This is a genomic window from Nocardia sp. NPDC050697 (assembly GCF_040654395.1).
Classification (GTDB): Bacteria; Actinomycetota; Actinomycetes; order Mycobacteriales; family Mycobacteriaceae; genus Nocardia.
In genome coordinates this window covers 357,641-375,637 of the sequence record NZ_JBFAHY010000003.1, presented here as the reverse complement: position 1 = coordinate 375,637, position 17,997 = coordinate 357,641, and the positions used below count along the sequence as shown (strand labels likewise).

The window sequence follows — 17,997 nt, the reverse complement described above, 5'->3', positions numbered from 1 at the left end:
AAGCAAGGCCCTGTGGCGCAGTTGGTTAGCGCGCCGCCCTGTCACGGCGGAGGTCGCGGGTTCGAGTCCCGTCAGGGTCGCACACGAGCGCCGGAGCAATCCGGCGCTTCGCCTATGGCAGCCGTTTCGCAGTTGCCTGCGGCCAGGTAGCTCAGTTGGTACGAGCGTCCGCCTGAAAAGCGGAAGGTCGCCGGTTCGATCCCGGCCCTGGCCACTCAATCCCTCTGACCTCGTTGCAGGTCAGGGGGATTTTCGCATTCCTGGCCGATCTGACTCGGAGTGGGTGCGGCCCGCTACGGGGTCTTCGTCGTACGGCGGGCGAAGAACTCGGCGGTCTCGATGACGGAGCGCTGTGCGGCGGCCGGGTGCGATCTCGGTCGCCGGTCTCGCCTGCCCTCAGCAGCAGGGCTCGAGGTGTCGCCCGATCCGCTGACGCTACTTCCGAACCACCCGAACCGCGGCCTCACTCACCGTCTCGATGATCCGCTCCAGGGTGAGCGGCCCCTCCGGGTGGTACCAGCGCCAGACATTGATCACCATGCCGAGCGCCAACCTGCCGAGAATGCGCGGATCGTCGCCGACGAAGTCACCCGCTTCGATGCCGCGCTCGATCAGCCCGGTCCAGCGGGACTCGATCTCCCGCACCAGCTCGCGGGAGCGCAGCCGCTCGAGCTCCTCCCGCTCCGACGGGCGCGGGGCGGCCAGCAGATCCATGTGGTTCTGCAGGATGCGGCGCTGCAGCGCGTCGCTGGGGGTGGCGGCGAGGGCGCCAGCGACGGCGGCGCGCAGCGCCTCGGCCGGGTCGTCGACGCCCGCGGTGGCGGTGTCGAAGCGCTCGACCGAATCGGCCAGCTCCAGCCGCATGATGGTGAGCAGACAGTGCGCCTTGGACTCGAAGTAGTGGTAGAGCGCGGTCTGGCCGATGCCGACCTCGTCCGCGATCGACGCCCACTTGGTGTGGTCGTAGCCGACCCGGCCGAACTGCTCGATCGCTACCGCGAGGATTGTGCTGCGCTTGGAGCGCGGGCTCTCCCGGCGTGCTCCGGTATCGACGGTCATCAGCGTGTGCCCCCATACGCTAGGTGGTGAAAGAGGAACCCTACCGCAGCCGAGATGAACTCGGGTCAAAAATGGTGTCGCGGGAGTCCCGTGTACGAACCCCGCTCCGGTGGAATGCTGGGAGCATGGCTGAACGCTGGTACTACTCGCTGAAGCGCAATCGAGCCGAGCGTGGGCGGCTGAGCTGGTTCGGGGACCGGATGGGCCCCTACCCGGACCAGGCCACGGCGGAGCGCGCGCTGGAAATCGCAAGGGCGCGAAACGAACAGGCCGACCGGGCCGACCGGAACTGGAGCGAGGGCAACTGAACCCACCCCGCCGCCCGGCTTCCCGTCGCGTGGATCGAGTACCGTTTCCCGGGAAATCAGGCGAACGCTCGCGGTGCCCTATGCCCGCGGCGCGCGAACAGGTGAGCTGGGAGGGCGACCCTTGAGGGTTACCGTTGTTGTGCCGACCTACAACGAGCGGGATAATCTGCCGGTCGCGGTGGAGCGGCTGACGTCGCTGCCCGTCCCCGACCTGCACGTTCTCGTCGTGGATGACAACTCGCCGGACGGCACCGGCGAGGTGGCCGACAAGCTCGCCGCCGAGCTGCCCGAGGTCGTCGGCGTGCTGCACCGCACCGAGAAGGACGGCCTGGGCCGGGCCTACATCGCGGGCATCACCCGCGCCCTGGACGAGGGCGCCGACGTGGTGATCCAGATGGACGCCGACCTCTCGCACCCGGCCGAGGTGATCCCGGCCATGCTGGAGAAGCTGCGCGATACCGACGCGGGCGTGGTGCTCGGCTCCCGCTACGTGCCGGGCGGCTCCACCGCCGAGGAGTGGAAGTGGCACCGCAAGGCGCTCTCCGCCTGGGCCAACTTCTACGTCAACGCGATCCTGCGGCTCGGCGTCAAGGACGCCACCGCGGGGTTCAAGGCGTGGAAGGCCGATACCCTGCGCGCCATCGAGGTCGGCTCGATCCGGAGCAACGGCTACTCGTTCCAGGTCGAGATGAACTACCGCACCATCAAGCGCGGCTACACCATCGCCGAGGTGCCGATCCGGTTCGAGGAGCGCACCCTCGGCGCCTCCAAGATGAGCTTCGCGGTGCAGCTGGAGTCGGCGCTCATGCCGTGGAAGCTGCTCTTCAACCGCAAGGTCTGAGGCCCGCGCCCGGACGGCGCGGGCACCGGACCCGTCAGGCCGCCCTGCCCTCCTCGGCGAGCTTGCGGCGCAGCCCCTCCAGCCCGATCACGATGGCGGGGATCAGCGTGAGGTGCATGAGCGCGAGCGCGATCGTCGACGACACGTCGAAATCGGCGGCGATGGTCAGCCCGATGGTGAGGACGGCCAGCACCGACCCGACGATCTCGGCGACACGGAGGATCCCCGGCCAGCGGTAGGCGAGCAGCACCGCGGCGGTCAGCCCGACCAGCATGGGCACCGCGGTGATGAAGACGATGCCGCCCGGCGGCACCGCGTCGACCTTGCCGTTATCGGTGATCTCGAAGTTCACGCCTGCCGCCTTGGCGATGCCCCAGATGATCAGGTTGGCGACGACGGCGGCGATGGTGGGGCCGAGCACCGCGACTGGGCGGCTCAGCGCGGGGATTCGGCTCGGGGTGGTGGAAGCGGTGGTCACGATGGGGTCTCCCTCCCTCGGGCGCCGGAGCTGCTCCGGCTCTGCCCACTCATACTCAAACCTCGAGGATCGTTCAGGTCAAGGCTTTTCTTCCGGCCAGTGCAGCAGGGTGTGCAGATACTGCCTGCGCACCTGCTCCACCTTCTCGTCCAGCGCGGCCGGATCCCAGCCCGACACGTCGATGGGCGGCAGGATCGCCACATCGACCACGCCGGGTCGGGCCACCGCGGCGTTCCGGCGGCAGACCTCGCCGGCATTGCGGATGACGATCGGGATCACCGGCACCCCGGCCTGGATGGCGATATGGAAGGCGCCCTTCTTGAACGGCGCCACTCGCGGCGTGTACGAGCGGGTGCCCTCCGGCGCGATGGCGATGGAGAGCCCCTCGCCCAGCGTCCGCACCACCGGGGCCAGCGAGGCCTTGGCGCTGTCGGTATCGGTGCGGTCGATGAAGGTGACCCCGACGAAGCGCATGAGCGGCCCGAAGATCGGGTTCTTCGTGAGTTCCTGCTTGCCGACGCCGGTGACCCCGCCGTTCAGCACCCGCGGCACGATGAAGATGTCGTACTGGCTCTGGTGGTTGAACAGGAACACCGCCGGCCGCGGGCCGCGCGCGTGCTCGGTGCCGGTGACCCGGAGCCGGACCCCGGTGGTGCCGAGCACGCCCCTGGTGGCGAAGGCGAGCAGCCCGTCCGCCATCGCCCGGCGCTGCCGGGTGTAGCTGCGGGCCAAGACGCCGAGCAGGGCGCCGCCGAGCATGGCGGCGAAGCCCGCGCCGGTGCGCACGGCGTCGAGCGGGGTGGGCGGGCGGCGCGGGCGGAAGGCGGGCGCGGACCAGCGGCGCTCGGCCGCGACCACGGCCAGCCGGGAGTCCGGCGCCACGGCGACCGGGCGGCCGGCGAGCTCGAGCAGCGGGAGGTCGGCGAGGCTGTCGGCGTAGACCCAGCTGTGCCGGAGCTGGATGCCGCGCGCTTCGGCGAAGGCCCGCGCGGCGTCGGCCTTGCCGGTGCGCCAGAGCGGCTTGCCGTCGAGGTAGCCGGTGAGCGCGCCACCCTCGACCGCGAATTCGGTGCAGAGCAGGTGCTCGATGCCGAGCTCGTCGGCGACCGGCCGCAGCTGGAAGCGGGTGAGCGAGCTGATCAGCACCACGGTGTGCCCGGCCTCGCGGTGCGCCTGCACCAGCGTCCACGCCTCGGGGAAGACCTGCTCGTACAGCTCGGATTTGAAGAGCGCGCGGCCCGCGGCGGTCAGGTCTTCCTCGGTGCAGCCGGCCAGGGTGTGCTGGGCGGCCTGCAGGAACTGGCCGTACTCGCCGTCGGTGGTGCCCGCCCGGATGCTGTCCCGCAGGGTGTGCGCGGGGTCGTGCGGGCGGCGGCGGCCGGTGAGCCGCCGCAGCGGGCCGGGGCGGCGGAAGCCGTCGACCACGGTGCCCGCGAAGTCGAAGAAGGCGCCGACCTGCGGGCCCTGCGGGCCGGTGCGGATCGCCTCGAGCAACTCGCCGACCGATTGGGCGGGCGGGGCGGCTGCGACAGCGTCGTCCCTGGCTGCCTCGCTCATCGCCGCTGCCCCCGCACAGGCGCGGCCCCGGTCGGCCGGGTGCCCGCGCGACGCCGAGCGCTCATCGCCGGTCCAGGGAGGCGCGGTTGGACGGGTCGAGCGCCGCCGCCTGGCCGATCCGCGCCGCCAGGATGCGCAACCGCGCGGCGAACTCCTCGCGCCGCACCGCCAGATCGGCCCTCGCCTCCGCGCCCTCGGCGGGGCCGAGCAGCCCCCGGTTGTCCGCGAGCTTGAGCGCGGTGCCGAAGAGCTCGGTGGAGACCGACTCCGGGCTGTACAGCCGCTGCTGCAGCAGCATCTGCCTGCCGACCGCGACGCACTCCGCGAGCAGATCCCTGCGGTCAACCGCGGTGCCGGGATCGCGCGCGGCCAGCCGCTCCGCCACCACCAGCTGCGCGTCGAAGAAGGCGCGCAGCACCCGGTGCGCCATCATGAACCCCGACGAGGTGAGCCTGCCGAGCACCTCCCGCCCCCGGGTGCTGCGCGGCCTGCTGCGCCAGTCCGGATCCACCAGCAGCATCTCCGCGGTGAGCTGGTTCTCGAATTCGGTGCGCTCCGGGAAGAAGAAATCGAACTTGAGCTGGTCGCGCAGCAGGAACGCCTCGTCCCAGCCCGCGTTCAGCGGGTCCGGCTCCGCGGACGGCGGCGGGTCGGCATCCGCGGTGACGGCGGCCAGGATGCCGAGCTCCAGGATGGCGCGGTTGACGAACCAGTGCACCGCGCTGTTGCGGTAGAACGCCGCCTCCAGGTGCGCGCCGCTCTCGATCGAGTACACCGGCTCCAGCCCGCCCCGGTACACCGTGACCACCCTGGCCAGCGAGAGCTGCTCCAGCACGACGGCGAGGCTGGCCTCGTCGCGCAGCGCGCCGAGCTCGCCGCGCGGCAGGTCGCGCGCCACGATGTAGTCCAGCACCGGCGCCAGCAGCGCCCGCACCTCGCCGAGCGTGAGCGCCCGCTCCTGCACGCCCAGCAGCGCCAGCGTGGCCAGCGCGTTCACCGTGATCGGGGTGACGTCGTTGATGCCGACCGCCACCTCGAAGGCGAGCCGCTGCACCGCGCGCCGCTCCTTCTCCTCGCGCTCGGCGCGGACCGGGTCGGCGGCGGCCGCGGTGCCGTTGGTGGTGTGCAGCGGGATGGTGACCGGCGGGTTGTGCAGCGGGTCGCCGTGCGCCGCCAGCCGGTCGCGCGCCGAGAGCGGCGCGCCGAAGCGCACGTAGACGTGCCCGGCCGAGTGCTGCTGGTTGCGGATGTAGCGGGCCAGCCAGCCCAGCCCCTCCGCCTTCTTCTTGCCGCCGACCTGCTCGGTGGCGATGGCGCCGAGCTCGTTCAGCCGCTCGTAGGTGATCGAGACCGGGACCAGCAGCACGTCCTCGACGCGCTCCGCGCGCACCGCGGCGGCCAGGTAGTTGAGCAGCCCGTACCGCGGCGGCCGGAGCTTGCCGGTGCGGGTGCGGCCGCCCTCGAAGTACCACTCCATATTGAAGCGCTTGCTGAGCAGGTAGGCGAAGTACTCCTCGACCACCGCCTTGTACACTTCGTCGTCGCCGAAGCTGCGCCGGATGAAGACGGTGCCGGTGCGCCGCGCGATCGGCCCCATCGGCCAGAAGCTCAGGTTCGCCCCGCCGATCACGTGGTTGGGCGGGAAGTCGTTGCGGGCGAGCACGTCGCCGAGCACGAAGGCATCCACGTAGGAGCGGTGCGAGGGCAGGAAGACCAGCGGGTAGCGGCGGTTCAGGTCGCGCAGCCCGGCCAGCCCGGAATCGTCCGAGTCGACGTTCCAGGTCGAGGCGTGCACCGGCCGCATGGCCTGGGTGAACAGGTCGGAGACGAGCCGGCTCTGCGCCGCGACCAGCTCGTGCAGCCCCTTCTCCGCGCGCCGGTAGACCTCGCGCGGGTCGGCGTCCTCGGCATCCGCGATCGCCTCCAGCCTGCGCAGGAAGTCGGGGGAGTCGAGGATCTCCTCGGCCACCAGCTGCGGCACCTTGTACCGGTCGCCGATCACCGAGCGCTCGGCGCGCTCCAGCGCCACCACCGCCGCGCGCACCACCGCGCGGGCGAACGGCTCGGCCTGGCCCGCGCGGTGCAGCGCGGCCGCCTCCGGATTGTTCAGCCGCAGCTCGCTCAGGTACGCGGGCTGGCCGGTGAGCACCCGGTGCCGGTCCGGCGAGCGGCCGAGCAGCTTGCGCTGGATCAGCCGGTTCGGCTTGCGCGGGTTGGTGAGCAGCGCGAGGTCGGCGAAGGTCACCCGGCGCACGCCGTCCCGCTCCGGCGGCAGCCAGAGCACCCGCACCGGCACCACCAGCGGGTCGTCCCTGCGCCCGGCCAGCCGGGTGGCGATGGCGCCCGCGTCCAGGTCGATCTGGGTGACCGGCGCCGCGCCGCCCGACTCCGCGGCCAGCCCGCCAGCCGCGATCCACTCGCCGATCAGCTCGCGCTCCACCGCCGACGCCGAATCCACCAGCGCCACCACCGAGGCGGGCGCCGGAGCCCCGCGCGCGGGCCGGGTGGCCGGCGCGGTCGTGGCACCGCCGGTGCTGTCCTCGATCATGCCGGTCCCTCCGCTTCGAACGACACTCCTATTCAAGACCTCGGGGGCGATCCGCGCAGGGAAGTCGGGCAGCGAGTCGAATCCGATTCGGTCGGGGTCGGTGTGCGCTGCGGCACAAGCGCCCGTAAAAGCCAGGTAATGCTAACCTTACCTCCCGTAGTGAGGTCAGCTTTACCTTTGGAGGATCGTTGTCGACAACGGACGAGCGCGTGCGCGCGGAGCTGGTAACCGATCCGGCGGCAGCGATGGCACGCCTCGCGGGGGCGGATCGCTTCGGCGAGTACGTGATCTACGAGCGCCAGGGTGAATGGGTGTTCGCCGCCGACCCCATCGGCGGGGTCGAGCTCGACGTCGACGAACTGCGGATCTCCTGGCAGGGCGAGACGAGCGCCGCGGCCTGGTCCGGCCGCCCCGCCGCCGTGCTGGACCGGGCGCTGGCCCGGCTGCCGCTCGGCGGCCGCAATGCCTACGGCTGGATCGGCTTCGAGTTCTGCGCCTGGGCGCTGGACGCCGTCGCGCACGTCCCTGCCCGGACCACGCTGGCGCACCTCATGGTCCCGCGCATCGAGGTGCGGATCGACGGCTCCGGGCACGCCATCAGCGGCGCCACCCCCGACGAGGCCGAGGCGATCCGCGCGCTCATCGCCGAGGACGACGTGGCGCCCGCGGCCACCCCCGCCGAGATCCGGCTCGACCCCACCGGGTACCGCGACCGGGTCGCCGAGGCGGTCGGCGAGATCAATGCCGGGCGCTATCAGAAGGTCATTCTGTCGCGCAAGGTCGACCTGCCCTTCGTAGTCGACGTGCCCGCCACCTACCGCCTCGGCCGCGCGGGTAACACCCCCGCCCGCTCGTTCCTGCTGCGCCTCGGCGGGCTGGAGGCGGCCGGCTTCAGCCCCGAGCTGGTGGTCGCCGTCGATGACGAGCGGGTCGTCACCACCGAGCCGCTGGCCGGTACCCGCGCCTTCGGGCGCGGGGCCGATGTCGATGCCGCCACCAAGGCGGAGTTGCTCGCCGATCCCAAGGAGATCGTCGAGCACGCCATTTCCGTGCAGACCTCGTTCGCCGAGATCGCCGCCTTGGCCGAGCCGGGGACGACCGCTGTCTCCGATTTCATGGCCGTTCGGGAGCGGGGGAGTGTGCAGCATCTGGCTTCCACTGTGCGTGGGACGCTCGCTGACGATCGCACCGCTTGGGACGCGCTCGAGGTGCTGTTTCCTTCTGTCACCGCATCCGGTATCCCCAAGCGGGAGGGCGTCGACTCGGTGTTCCGGCTCGACCACGATCCGCGGGGGCTGTATTCCGGTGCGGTGGTGACTGTTTCCGGTACCGGTGCTTTGGAGGCGACGCTCGTTCTGCGCGCGGTTTACCAGACCACCGAGGGGGCGTGGTTGCGCGCTGGTGCGGGGATCGTCGGGCAGTCCCGGCCGGAGCGGGAGTTCGAGGAGACCTGCGAGAAGTTGAGCAGTGTCGCGCCGTATGTGGTGAAAGGGTAGTTCCTTCACCTGGTGGTGCCCGGTGGCCGTCGGTCGCTGGGCGGCCAGGGCACCGGGGGCTGTCCGTCGATCACCTCGGCGACCAGGTCTGCCCACCGTGTAGCGAGGTAGCCGACATCGGACCACGCGGCGTGCAGCTGCTCGTCGCTGGGCGGCGGGTTGACCTGCAACATCCGCTCGGCGGTGACGTGTGCGGCGGCCATGTCGTCGATGACCGTCGCGCATATGGCGGCGGCACCGGGCCCGGCGCCGGTGTACTCGATGATCCACGCCGCGAGCTGACGGCGTAGCGCGGTGCGGCTGGCTTCGAGGACTGCCGCCCGGTCCGGGTAGAACTCGCGCACCCGGTGCAGCGAGGCCAGCATCCGGGCCCGCTTCAACAGCTCGGAGTCGTGTCGGCGCAGTGGAGTACGGAACACCCTGGTGAGTTCGCGCCAGTGCGGCAGGGCGGCGCTCATGCCAGCGGGGTGGACAGGCGGGCGAGGGCGGCGGCGTAGGGCAGGCACGACGCGGGGTCGTGGCCCGCGTGCTGGGTGAGCACGCTGGAGGCTTCCCAGCGGTGCAACGCCGGCGGCGGCTCGGTACACCGGTAGCGGCGCGCTGCGTCGATGCCATCCGGCTGGCTCCCCATAACTCTCCCCCTGCTGCGTCGAGCACCTGGCGGCGGTGGCTGCGGCGAGAGCGTCGGGCCGGGCGCGCCGTCGACACTCCTGGCGGAGGCTCACCGGCGGTAGCGAATTCGGGTCTACCTTGGTCGAATTCGCGGTCTACTCCGGTCCACTCCCGGTATCCGGACGCGGCGACGGGGGCAAGGGTGGGGGTATGCAGGTCACGTGGACCGGTGCGCAGGCCACCGCATTGCGGATGGCATTGGGGCTGACGCAGCGGCGGTTCGCCGAGAAGTCGGGAATCGGGCTGTCCACGGTGAAGAAGTGGGCAGCGCTCGGCGATGCCATCACGCTCAGCGAACGAACGGTCGGCGACGTCGTCGGCATGCTGGAGCGCGCGACGCCCGAGCAGCGGACCCGGTTCGCGGCGGCGACCGTGCTCCCGCTGCTACCCGGCGGAACGGCCGATACCGTTGGTTGCGAGTGGTCGCCGGGCATGTGGACGGCCGCGGCCACCTCGGTCGCCGATGACCTCACCCGGGAGGACCTGATGTTCGATCGCCGCCAGCTCAACCGGGCGCTGCTCGGCGTCGTGGTCGGAGGCCAGCTGTTCGAACCGCTGGAGCGGTGGCTGTCCGACGGCGCCGCGCCGGTGGTTCCCGGCCGTGCTCGCGCGGGCGTCGGCCTGCAGGAGGTCGAAGAACTGGAGAACGCGGCGCGGGTCTTCCGCACCTGGGACGACCGGCACGGCGGCGGGTTGCGGCGCAAGGCCGTGGTCGGGCAGCTGTCCGAGGTGAACGAGCTGGTCGCCGAAGCCCACCCGCCCGAGATCCGGGTCCGGCTGGCCGGGGTGATGGCGCAGCTCGCCGAGACCGCGGCGATGATGTCATGGGACTCCGGTGAGCAGCACCTCGCGCAGCACTACTACGCGCTCGCCGTGCGCGCGGCACGGGAAGCCGATGATCCGGCATTCGCCGCGGTAGTGCTGGCCGGGATGGCGCGGCAGCTGCTCTCGCTGGACCGGCCGGGTGACGCGCTCGAGCTGATCAGGTTGGCTCAGGACCACGCGGCCGGACGTCTCACCCCGGCCACAGAAGCGATGCTCTACACCCGCGAGGCGTGGGCCTACGCGAAGTCGGAACGCCCGACGGCATTCCGCCGCGCCTGCGACAAGGCGCATGCGGTGCTCGACGGCGCCGACCGGACCGGGGATCCGCACTGGATCCACTACTTCGACGCGGCGGAGCTGGCGGGCACCATCGGCGGCCGACTGCTGGAGACGGCCCGCCGCGAGCCGCGCTTCGCCGACGAAGCCGCCGCACAGATCGGCAGGGCGATCGAGCTGCGGCAGCCTGGCCGCCGCCGCTCGGCCGCGCTGGATCAGCTGAACATGGTCGAAGCGCGCCTGATCGGCGGCGAGCTCGAAGAGGCATGCCGCGTCGGACACTCCGCGCTGGTGGTGGCCGAGCAGACCGCGTCGGACCGGGTCGCCAAGAAGCTCATCCGGGTGTACAACCGGACCGGAGATTTCGTGCGGGTACGTGCGGTGGCCGAGTTGCGCGAGCGCATGCGGCCACTGGTCGCGGTGACGGCGTAGGGGAGCGGACAGACCATGGTGCGGATCGGCGTGACCGGCCACATGAACATCACCGATGACACCGCCACCGCGGTCTACACCGCCGTGCGCGCCCTGCTCGCCGCGCACGACCCCGATGAGCTGGTCGGCGTCAGCTGTATCGCCCGCGGCGCCGACAGCGTCTTCGCCCGCGCCGTGCTCGATTCCGGCGCGCGGCTGGAAGTCGTTCTGCCGTCGCGGAACTACCGCTCCGCGAAGGTGAAACCCGACAATGCCGCCGAGTTCGATGATCTCACCGCGCACGCTACCGACATCCGGGTGATGGACTTCGAGGACGCGGGCCGCGAAGCCTACGAGGCCGCGAACGAAGCCGTCCTCGGCACCGTCGACCGGCTCGTCGCGGTCTGGGACGGGGACACCGGGCAGGCGGGCGGCACCGGCTCGGTCGTCGCGCTCGCCTACGAGCGCGGGGTGCCGGTCGACGTGGTGTGGCCCGCCGGTGCCAGCCGGGCCTGACCGAATGGAATGGGCGGGATGGCGACCGACGACACCTCGTACGACGAACAGGCCGTCACCCGTGATCATTGGTGGTGGCGCCCGGGGTGGTCGGTCGGCAGATCGTTCTACACCTGGCACATCACCTTCGCACCGGCCTCACCGGTGCGACAGCTGCGCGGTGTTTTCGCGCAGACGTTCTCGACGCTGCCGACCATGCGACCCGTCGGCGCCGACGGACTCCATATCACCGTGCAGGGGATCGGTTTCACCGACGATGTATCGAGTCCGGACGTCGATCGAATCGTTGATATCGCGCGGCGCAACCTTGCCGAACTGCCCCGCTTCACCATCACCATCGGTCCGCCGACCGTCGACAGTGAGACGATTCAGCTTCCGATCGCCGATCCCGATCCGCTCCGCGCGGTCCGGGATCGGCTGCAAAGCGCCATCGCCGAGGTCTGGGGAGCGGCGAACGTTCCGGAGCGGGGTTCGGCTTTCCGCCCGCACCTCACGGTCGGCTACTCGACCGGCATCGCACCGATCGAGGAACTGCGCATGAGACTCGAAGCCGATGAGCTCGGCGACTACACGGTCACCGACGTGGTCGCCGAGATCTCGCTCATCGAGCTGAACCGAGACCACGGCCGGTACGAGTGGCGTGACGTTTGCTCCGCGGCACTGCAATAAGCCCGTGCAACGGATTACTGCTCGCGCATCACCTTCTTATCGATCTTCCCCACCGCCGTAACCGGCAACCTCTCCGCCTGCCGAAGCACATCCGGCAACTTGTACGTAGCCAACCCCCGCCCGGTAAGAAAGCTCTTGATCTCCGTCAAGGTCGGCATCTCCCCGGTGACGACGAGAACAGCACAAACCTTCTCCCCGAGCACCGCATCCGCCAGCCCGACGGCGGCCGCGTGCCGTACCCCGGGGAACGCCAGCAAATGCTCCTCGAGCTCATCGCAGGACACATTCTCCCCACCGCGGTTGATCACGTCCTTAATCCGCCCGGAGACGATGAGATGCCCACTGGGCAACTGCCGCACCAGATCCCCGCTGCGGTAGAACCCGTCGGGCGTGAAGGCGCGGGCATTGTGCTCGGGCGCGCGGTAGTAGCCGTTGATGGTGTACGGCCCGCGGGTCAGCAGCTCGCCCTCGGCACCGGGCTCCACATCCACGCCGTTCTCGTCAACGACGCGCAGTTCGTCGGCGGGGGACATGGGCCTGCCCTGGGTGGTGCAGATCAACTCGGCTGAATCGTCCAACCGGGTGTAGTTGATCAACCCCTCGGCCATGCCGAAGACCTGCTGCAGGGTGCAGCCGAGCGCGGGGGTGACCTCGCGGGCGTTCACATCGGCGAGCCGGGCCCCGCCCACCTGCAGCAGCCGCAGCGAACTCAGATCGGCCTCCTCCCACTCGACGGCGGCGGTCCAGAGCTGGGCCAGCGGAGGCACCAGGCCGGTCACCGTGACGCGGTGCTTCTCGATCACGGCGAAGGCGCTCTCGGGGCTGGGGTCGGTGACGAAGGTGACGGCGGCGCCGACGGTGACCGCGCCCAGAATTCCAGGGCAGGCGAGCGGGAAGTTGTGCGCGGCGGGCAGCGTCGCCAGATACACATCCGCGGCGGTGAGCTGGGTGATCTCGGCGCTGGCCGCGGCGTTGTAGGCGTAGTCGTCGTGCGTGCGGGCGATCAGCTTGGGCAGGCCGGTCGTGCCGCCGGAGACCAGCATGAGCGCGATGTCGGCGGGGTCGACAGCGGGCAGCTCGCCGGACGGGTCGCGCGGCACTCCGGACAGCGCGGTGAACTCGCCGGGGTCGCCGAGGACCAGGACGTGCCGCAGGCTCGGTACCGCGGGCCGCACCTCGGCGGCGAGCGCGCGGTAGTCGAAATCGCCCAGCTCGTCGGCGATCACGTACGCCACCGCCTCGGCGAGGTTCGCCAGGTGCTCGATCTCGGCGCGCCGGTGCGCGGGCAGCGTGAGCACCGGGATGATGCCGGCCCGCAGCAGCCCGAAGAGCACGGTCGCGAACTCGGGGACGTTCGGCAGCTGCACCACCACCCGGTCACCGGGGGCGATGCCGAGCGCGAGCAGGCCGTGCGCCATCCGCTCCGCCGCCGCGTCCAGTTCGGCGTAGCTCCACGCGCCGGAGTCGGTCAGCACGGCGGGGGCGGCGGGTGCGCGGCGGGCGGCGTCGGTGAGGAGGTCGCCAAGGGAGCGTCCGGCCCAGTACCCCGCCGCCCGGTACTCGGCCGCGGCCGGGGCCGGGAAGGGGACGTAACCGTCACGATGGGCGGACGTGGATGTCGAAGTCACGATTCCTCACAGCTGACGAGCGGGTATAGGTTAGGCAACCCTATCTCAGGCTGGAGGAACGGCCGGGCCGAACCGTAGACTCGCGGCATGGGTCGTTGGGACACAGCGCAGATCGCCGACCAGACCGGGCGGACCTTCGTGGTCACCGGTGCCAACAGCGGGCTCGGGGCGGTCGCCGCCCGCGCTCTGAGCAAGGCGGGGGCCACCGTCATCCTGGCCTGCCGCGACGTGGCGAAGGGGGAGAAGGTCGCCGCCGATCTCGGCGAGCGCGCGAGCGTGCGCAGGCTCGACCTGGCCGACCTGGCTTCGGTGCGCAGCTTCGCCGCCGAGGTGGACACCCCCATCGACGTGCTCATCAACAATGCGGGCGTGATGGCGGTGCCGCTGCGCCGCACCGCCGACGGCTTCGAGATGCAGATCGGCACCAACCACCTGGGCCACTTCGCGCTCACCGGGCTGCTGCTGCCGCGGATCACCGGCCGGGTGGTCACGGTCTCCAGCGGCGCGCACCGCGCGGGCAAGATCGACCTCGCCGACCTGAACTGGGAGCGCAGGGACTACCAGCGCTGGAGCGCCTACGGCCAGTCCAAGCTGGCGAACCTGCTCTTCAACCGGGAGTTGCAGCGCAGGCTCACCGCGGCGGGCTCGCCGGTGCTCGCCATCGCCGCGCACCCCGGCTACGCCGCGACCGAGCTGCAGTCGCACACCGAGACCTTCCTGGACGGCCTGATGGCGGTCGGCAACCGGATCTTCGCGCAGAGCGCCGAGATGGGCGCGCTGCCGGAGCTCTACGCCGCCACCGCCGCCGAGGCGAAGGGCGGCGGCTACTACGGCCCCACCGGGTTCGGCGGCACCCGCGGCTACCCGGGCTCGTCGGGCTCGACCGCCGCGGCCAAGGACGACGAGGTCGCCGGGAAACTCTGGGAACTCTCCGAGCAGCTGACCGGGGTGACCTTCCCGCTCTGATGTCACACCCCGGGCGGCGGCGTCGTCCCCCTGGTACAGCCCGCCACTCAGCGGCGGGCACCAGGGAAGGAACCGCCATGACCGCTCGGATCGACCTCTTCGGCAATGCCGTCGCCGGCAGCTTCGTCAAGCGCCTCACCGCCGCATCGCGGGTCTTCGCGGACGCGGTGCCCGCCGCCACCCAGGAGCTGGTGAAGCTGCGGGCCAGCCAGATCAACGGCTGCGGCATGTGCACCGACATGCACTACAAGGATGCCGTCGCCGCGGGCGAGGACCCGGTGCGGCTGAACCTGGTCGCGGCCTGGCGGGAGGCGACGCTCTTCACCGAGCCGGAGCGGGCCGCGCTCGCGCTCACCGAGGAGGCCACCCGGATCGCCGACGGCGGCGGTGTGAGCGACGACACCTGGCAGCAGGTGCGCAAGCACTACGACGACGACCAGGCCGCCGCGCTGATCGCCTGCATCGCCACCATCAATGCCTGGAACAGGATCAATGTGATCGCGGGCACCCCGGCCGGGTCGTACGTGGCCGGCCAGTTCGGCTGACCGAGCTGTTACAGTTTGTGCCATGCAGCGCGATTACTGGTTTAGCAGGCCGGCCCAGGGTGGGCCGGCGTGCGTGGACCGCGCGCGCTGATCTACCACCCCGAGCCGGTACCGACCGGCTCGACGGGGTTTCGCTTCGTGGGCCGGCCTGAGAAAGGAACCCACGAATGACAACCGCCGCCGATGTCGATGCCCGACATTCCGACCTCGACGACCAGCGCACCCTCGCGGTCAGCCCGCTGCGCTCGCCCGCCGAGGTGCGTCGCGTGCACCGGATCACCGACGAGCTCGCCGACACCGTCCGCCGCGGCCGCGCGGCCACCGTCGATGTGCTGAACGGCACCGATGACCGCCTCATGGTGATCGTCGGGCCGTGCTCGGTGCACGACCCGGTCGCCGCGCTGGAGTACGCCCGCAAGCTCGCCGCCAAGGCCGCCGAGCTGGACGACCGGCTGCTCGTGGTCATGCGCGTCTACTTCGAGAAGCCGCGCACCACGCTGGGCTGGAAGGGGCTGATCAACGATCCGCACCTGGACGGGTCGTTCGACGTCAATACCGGGCTCGGCATCGGCCGCAAGGTGCTGGTCGACATCACCGCGCTCGGGTTGCCGGTGGCGTGTGAATTCCTCGATCCGATCACCCCGCAGTACATCGCGGACCTGGTCTCCTACGGCGCCATCGGGGCGCGGACCGCCGCCAGCCAGGTGCACCGGCAGCTGAGCAGCGCGCTGTCGATGCCGGTCGGGATCAAGAACGGGACCGACGGGGACGTGCAGGTCGCGGTGGACGGGGTCCGCGCCGCCGGGGCGAGCCACGTCTTCCCCGGCACCGATCTGGACGGGCGTTCGGCGCTCATCCGGACCACCGGGAACCCGGATTGCCACGTCATCCTGCGTGGCGGAAGCACCGGGCCGAACTACGACGCGGGCTCGGTCGCCGAGGCGTGCATCCGGCTGGAGAAGGCGGGGCTGCCGCAGCGCATCGTCGTGGATGCCAGCCACGGCAACAGCAACAAGGACCACAACCGGCAGGTCGACGTGGTCTCCGACATCGCCGAGCGGCTGGCCGCCGGTGAGCCCGGGGTCGTCGGGATGATGCTGGAGAGCTTCCTGGTGGCGGGGCGGCAGGATCTCGCGCTCGGGCACGCGGACGAGCTGACCTACGGGCAGTCCATCACCGACGCCTGCATCGACTGGGAGACCACCGCCGCGCAGCTCGATCGGCTCGCCGCCGCGGTCGCCGCGCGTCGCGAGCGCTGATGTCCGGATGCCGGGGTGCACCCGCACCCCGGCCCGGACAGGTCGGTGGCCTCCCGGGTGGCTCAGGTATCGGACGGCCACCCCGCCGCCGGACCGGGCGCATCGGTCACCAACCGCCCACCCAGCCAGCAGTCCCGCCGCACCCCGCGCTGCACCGCCCCCAACCGCTGCGTCCCCTCGAACCGAAACCCGTTCCGCCGCACCACCGCGGCCGAGGCCCGGTTCCCGACATACGCCAGCCACCCGATCCGCGCCAGCTCCAACTCCTCGAACCCGAACGCGCACACCAACCCGACGGCCCGCGACATGAGCCCGCTCCCGCGCTCCCCGGGCGCCAGCCAGAACCCGATCTCGGCGGCCCCGAAACCGCTGTCGTGCAGCCCGATACTCCCGATCATCGGCCCGTCGGCGGCCCGCCGCACGGCCCAGACCGGGGAGCGCTCCGCCCACCCGGCGGCCACGATGTCGGCGAGATAGAACTCCGCGTCCGCTCGCCCGTAGGGGACGGGGATCGTCACCCACTCGGCGATGGCCGGGTCCTGGCAGTGCGCGACGATGGCGTCGATATCCCCGGCCCGCGGCCGGGTGAGCACGACGACCCCGTCGGCGAGGCTGCGTTCGTCCATCCCCGCATGGTGACACGCCCGGAGACGCCGGATCATCCCCTTTTCGGACCTGTCAGCGGAGCGGCGAGCCGCGCTCCGTAGAATCGTGCGCGATGGTCGCCGCCTACCTAGCCGAACTCTTCGAGTCCCACCGCCCGCGCCTGCTCGGCCTCGGCTACCGGCTCACCGGCAGTACCCGCACCGCCGAGGACGCGCTCCAGGAGTGCCTGCTCCGCCTGAACGGCGTGCACCAATCCGAGATCGACGACTTGGGCGCGTGGCTCACCGCCACCGTCGCCCGCATCTGCGCCGACCACCTCGTCGCCGCCGAGCGCGGCGCCGCTGCGGCGCAACGGCTCCCCGACCCCCTGGTCACCCCGCTCGTCCCGAACGGCGGCGGTGAGTGGGCGGCCATCGCCGGGAGGCGGGCCAACCGCCTCACCACCGTGGTCGCCCTTGCCGCGCTGACCCCCGCCCAGCGACTCGCCGCCGTGCTGCCCGACCTCCCCGCCGAGGAGCTCGCGACCTGGCTCGACCTGGATACCGCCGCCGCCGCGCGGGCCGCCGCCATCGGCAGGGCCGCAGCCGCGGCGCTCCCGGGCCCCGCCGCCGAGCCCGCGCACGAGGCCGCGGTCCGCCGCCTGCTCACCGCGCTGCGCGCCCGGGCGCGGGCGGCCGTCTGCGAGGGTGCCGAATCCGGCTGCGGCACCGCGGAAGTAGCGGACGAGCTGCATGCGAACGCGCAGGCCCTCACGGCAACCCCGGACGGCCCGGTGGTCACCGATGGCGCCGAGCGGGTGGCCACCCGGCTGCTCGCGCTCGCCGCCGAGAACGGCATCGGCTGCCCGGACGCCGACCCCGCCGACGGCTACGAATTCGCCGCGGTGAACGGCGAATTGGGGCTCCTGCTGCGCGGCAGGCAGCGGAATCGGGTACTGGCCTTCGCGGTGCGGGACGACGCGGTCTGGCGCGTCTTCGACCTCGCCGCACCGAACTCCGGCTGGAGCTGACCCGGCCGGGGCGCGCCGCACCCCGGCCGGAGCCGGCTACGGCGTCGAGGAGCCCAGGAACCAGTCCGGGGTCGACGAGCCGAATCCACCGCTGCCGGTGGAGGATCCGGTGAACCAGTCACCGGTCGAGGAGCCGAGGCCGACGATCAGATCGTGGGCTCCGGCTCGGATGAGACCCAGTACTGATCCGGCGACCTCCGACGCGGCCGGTTGCAGTAGCAGGTCGAGGTACGAGGCCATACACGCCCCTTTCGAGATACCACCCGCGGGGTGGCTGTGAGGTAGAACACCGGGAGGCTAGCGCCCGCATGGACAACGCACAACAGGC

General features: G+C 71.5%; 18 protein-coding genes and 2 tRNA genes. 12 read left to right on the top strand and 8 right to left on the bottom strand.

The genetic code is table 11. The features are described 5' to 3' along the window. The first annotated feature begins 6 nt into the window (after positions 1 to 6). Both AB0H71_RS13280 and AB0H71_RS13275 read left to right on the top strand, forming a co-directional pair. A tRNA-Asp gene (locus tag AB0H71_RS13280) sits at positions 7 to 80 on the top strand. Positions 81 to 140: 60 nt separating this feature from the next. Beyond that, positions 141 to 214: transfer RNA gene (locus AB0H71_RS13275), tRNA-Phe, on the top strand. A 221-nt stretch (positions 215 to 435) separates the two neighbouring features. On the opposite strand, the gene AB0H71_RS13270 is transcribed toward AB0H71_RS13275, so the two are convergent. Beyond that, positions 436 to 1,059, bottom strand: coding sequence for a TetR/AcrR family transcriptional regulator (locus AB0H71_RS13270; protein ID WP_357019206.1), 624 nt, complete (start codon positions 1,057 to 1,059; stop codon positions 436 to 438). 125 nt (positions 1,060 to 1,184) lie between these two features. Between AB0H71_RS13270 and AB0H71_RS13265 the strand changes: the two genes are divergently transcribed. Then, a complete protein-coding gene (locus tag AB0H71_RS13265) occupies positions 1,185 to 1,367 on the top strand; it encodes a hypothetical protein (RefSeq protein ID WP_357019203.1) in 183 nt (60 codons plus the stop codon). Positions 1,368 to 1,473: 106 nt separating this feature from the next. Further along, positions 1,474 to 2,208: a polyprenol monophosphomannose synthase gene (locus AB0H71_RS13260; protein WP_357020357.1), complete on the top strand. Its 735-nt coding sequence runs from the start codon at positions 1,474 to 1,476 to the stop codon at positions 2,206 to 2,208. A 34-nt stretch (positions 2,209 to 2,242) separates the two neighbouring features. Here AB0H71_RS13260 and AB0H71_RS13255 read toward each other — a convergent pair whose 3' ends face one another. The 3 genes from AB0H71_RS13255 to AB0H71_RS13245 form a co-directional block, all read right to left on the bottom strand. Beyond that, positions 2,243 to 2,686, bottom strand: coding sequence for a DUF6069 family protein (locus AB0H71_RS13255; protein ID WP_357019200.1), 444 nt, complete (start codon positions 2,684 to 2,686; stop codon positions 2,243 to 2,245). 78 nt (positions 2,687 to 2,764) lie between these two features. Beyond that, positions 2,765 to 4,243 carry an HAD-IB family hydrolase gene (locus AB0H71_RS13250; RefSeq protein ID WP_357019198.1) on the bottom strand — a complete coding sequence of 493 codons (1,479 nt, stop codon included), beginning with the start codon at positions 4,241 to 4,243 and terminating at the stop codon, positions 2,765 to 2,767. 61 nt (positions 4,244 to 4,304) lie between these two features. Continuing rightward, a complete protein-coding gene (locus AB0H71_RS13245; RefSeq protein ID WP_357019196.1) occupies positions 4,305 to 6,791 on the bottom strand; it encodes a glycerol-3-phosphate 1-O-acyltransferase in 2,487 nt (828 codons plus the stop codon). A gap of 188 nt (positions 6,792 to 6,979) precedes the next feature. Here AB0H71_RS13245 and AB0H71_RS13240 point away from each other — a divergent pair, with 188 nt between their 5' ends. Beyond that, positions 6,980 to 8,287, top strand: coding sequence for a salicylate synthase (locus AB0H71_RS13240; RefSeq protein WP_357019193.1), 1,308 nt, complete (start codon positions 6,980 to 6,982; stop codon positions 8,285 to 8,287). A gap of 5 nt (positions 8,288 to 8,292) precedes the next feature. On the opposite strand, the gene AB0H71_RS13235 is transcribed toward AB0H71_RS13240, so the two are convergent. Next, positions 8,293 to 8,745 (bottom strand): hypothetical protein, encoded by a 453-nt coding sequence (locus tag AB0H71_RS13235; protein ID WP_357019190.1) that lies wholly within the window; start codon positions 8,743 to 8,745, stop codon positions 8,293 to 8,295. A 364-nt stretch (positions 8,746 to 9,109) separates the two neighbouring features. On the opposite strand from AB0H71_RS13235, the gene AB0H71_RS13230 reads away from it, so the two are divergent. The 3 genes from AB0H71_RS13230 to AB0H71_RS13220 are packed head-to-tail and all read left to right on the top strand — an operon-like array spanning position 9,110 to position 11,656. Continuing rightward, entirely contained in the window at positions 9,110 to 10,492 is a 1,383-nt protein-coding gene (locus AB0H71_RS13230) for a helix-turn-helix transcriptional regulator (RefSeq protein WP_357019188.1), read from the top strand. 15 nt (positions 10,493 to 10,507) lie between these two features. Further along, positions 10,508 to 10,987, top strand: coding sequence for a hypothetical protein (locus AB0H71_RS13225; RefSeq protein WP_357019187.1), 480 nt, complete (start codon positions 10,508 to 10,510; stop codon positions 10,985 to 10,987). 18 nt (positions 10,988 to 11,005) lie between these two features. Continuing rightward, positions 11,006 to 11,656, top strand: a complete 651-nt coding sequence (locus AB0H71_RS13220) for a 2'-5' RNA ligase family protein (protein ID WP_357019184.1) — start codon at positions 11,006 to 11,008, stop codon at positions 11,654 to 11,656. Positions 11,657 to 11,670: 14 nt separating this feature from the next. Here the strand turns inward: AB0H71_RS13220 and AB0H71_RS13215 are convergent, their stop codons facing one another. Continuing rightward, positions 11,671 to 13,284, bottom strand: a complete 1,614-nt coding sequence (locus tag AB0H71_RS13215) for an AMP-binding protein (RefSeq protein ID WP_357019181.1) — start codon at positions 13,282 to 13,284, stop codon at positions 11,671 to 11,673. An 87-nt stretch (positions 13,285 to 13,371) separates the two neighbouring features. Here AB0H71_RS13215 and AB0H71_RS13210 point away from each other — a divergent pair, with 87 nt between their 5' ends. The 3 genes from AB0H71_RS13210 (at position 13,372) to AB0H71_RS13200 (ending at position 16,054) form a co-directional block, all read left to right on the top strand. Next, complete coding sequence (locus tag AB0H71_RS13210) at positions 13,372 to 14,250, top strand: oxidoreductase (protein ID WP_357019178.1); 879 nt, start codon at positions 13,372 to 13,374, stop codon at positions 14,248 to 14,250. 77 nt (positions 14,251 to 14,327) lie between these two features. Then, positions 14,328 to 14,795: a carboxymuconolactone decarboxylase family protein gene (locus AB0H71_RS13205; protein ID WP_357019175.1), complete on the top strand. Its 468-nt coding sequence runs from the start codon at positions 14,328 to 14,330 to the stop codon at positions 14,793 to 14,795. Between the two features lie 167 nt (positions 14,796 to 14,962). Next, positions 14,963 to 16,054 carry a 3-deoxy-7-phosphoheptulonate synthase gene (locus AB0H71_RS13200; protein WP_357019172.1) on the top strand — a complete coding sequence of 364 codons (1,092 nt, stop codon included), beginning with the start codon at positions 14,963 to 14,965 and terminating at the stop codon, positions 16,052 to 16,054. 62 nt (positions 16,055 to 16,116) lie between these two features. Here AB0H71_RS13200 and AB0H71_RS13195 read toward each other — a convergent pair whose 3' ends face one another. Continuing rightward, a complete protein-coding gene (locus AB0H71_RS13195) occupies positions 16,117 to 16,680 on the bottom strand; it encodes a GNAT family N-acetyltransferase (protein WP_357019169.1) in 564 nt (187 codons plus the stop codon). Between the two features lie 92 nt (positions 16,681 to 16,772). Between AB0H71_RS13195 and AB0H71_RS13190 the strand changes: the two genes are divergently transcribed. Then, positions 16,773 to 17,669, top strand: coding sequence for a sigma factor (locus AB0H71_RS13190; protein ID WP_357019167.1), 897 nt, complete (start codon positions 16,773 to 16,775; stop codon positions 17,667 to 17,669). A gap of 36 nt (positions 17,670 to 17,705) precedes the next feature. Here the strand turns inward: AB0H71_RS13190 and AB0H71_RS13185 are convergent, their stop codons facing one another. Continuing rightward, positions 17,706 to 17,909 carry a hypothetical protein gene (locus tag AB0H71_RS13185; RefSeq protein ID WP_233015858.1) on the bottom strand — a complete coding sequence of 68 codons (204 nt, stop codon included), beginning with the start codon at positions 17,907 to 17,909 and terminating at the stop codon, positions 17,706 to 17,708. Positions 17,910 to 17,997: the final 88 nt, after the last annotated feature.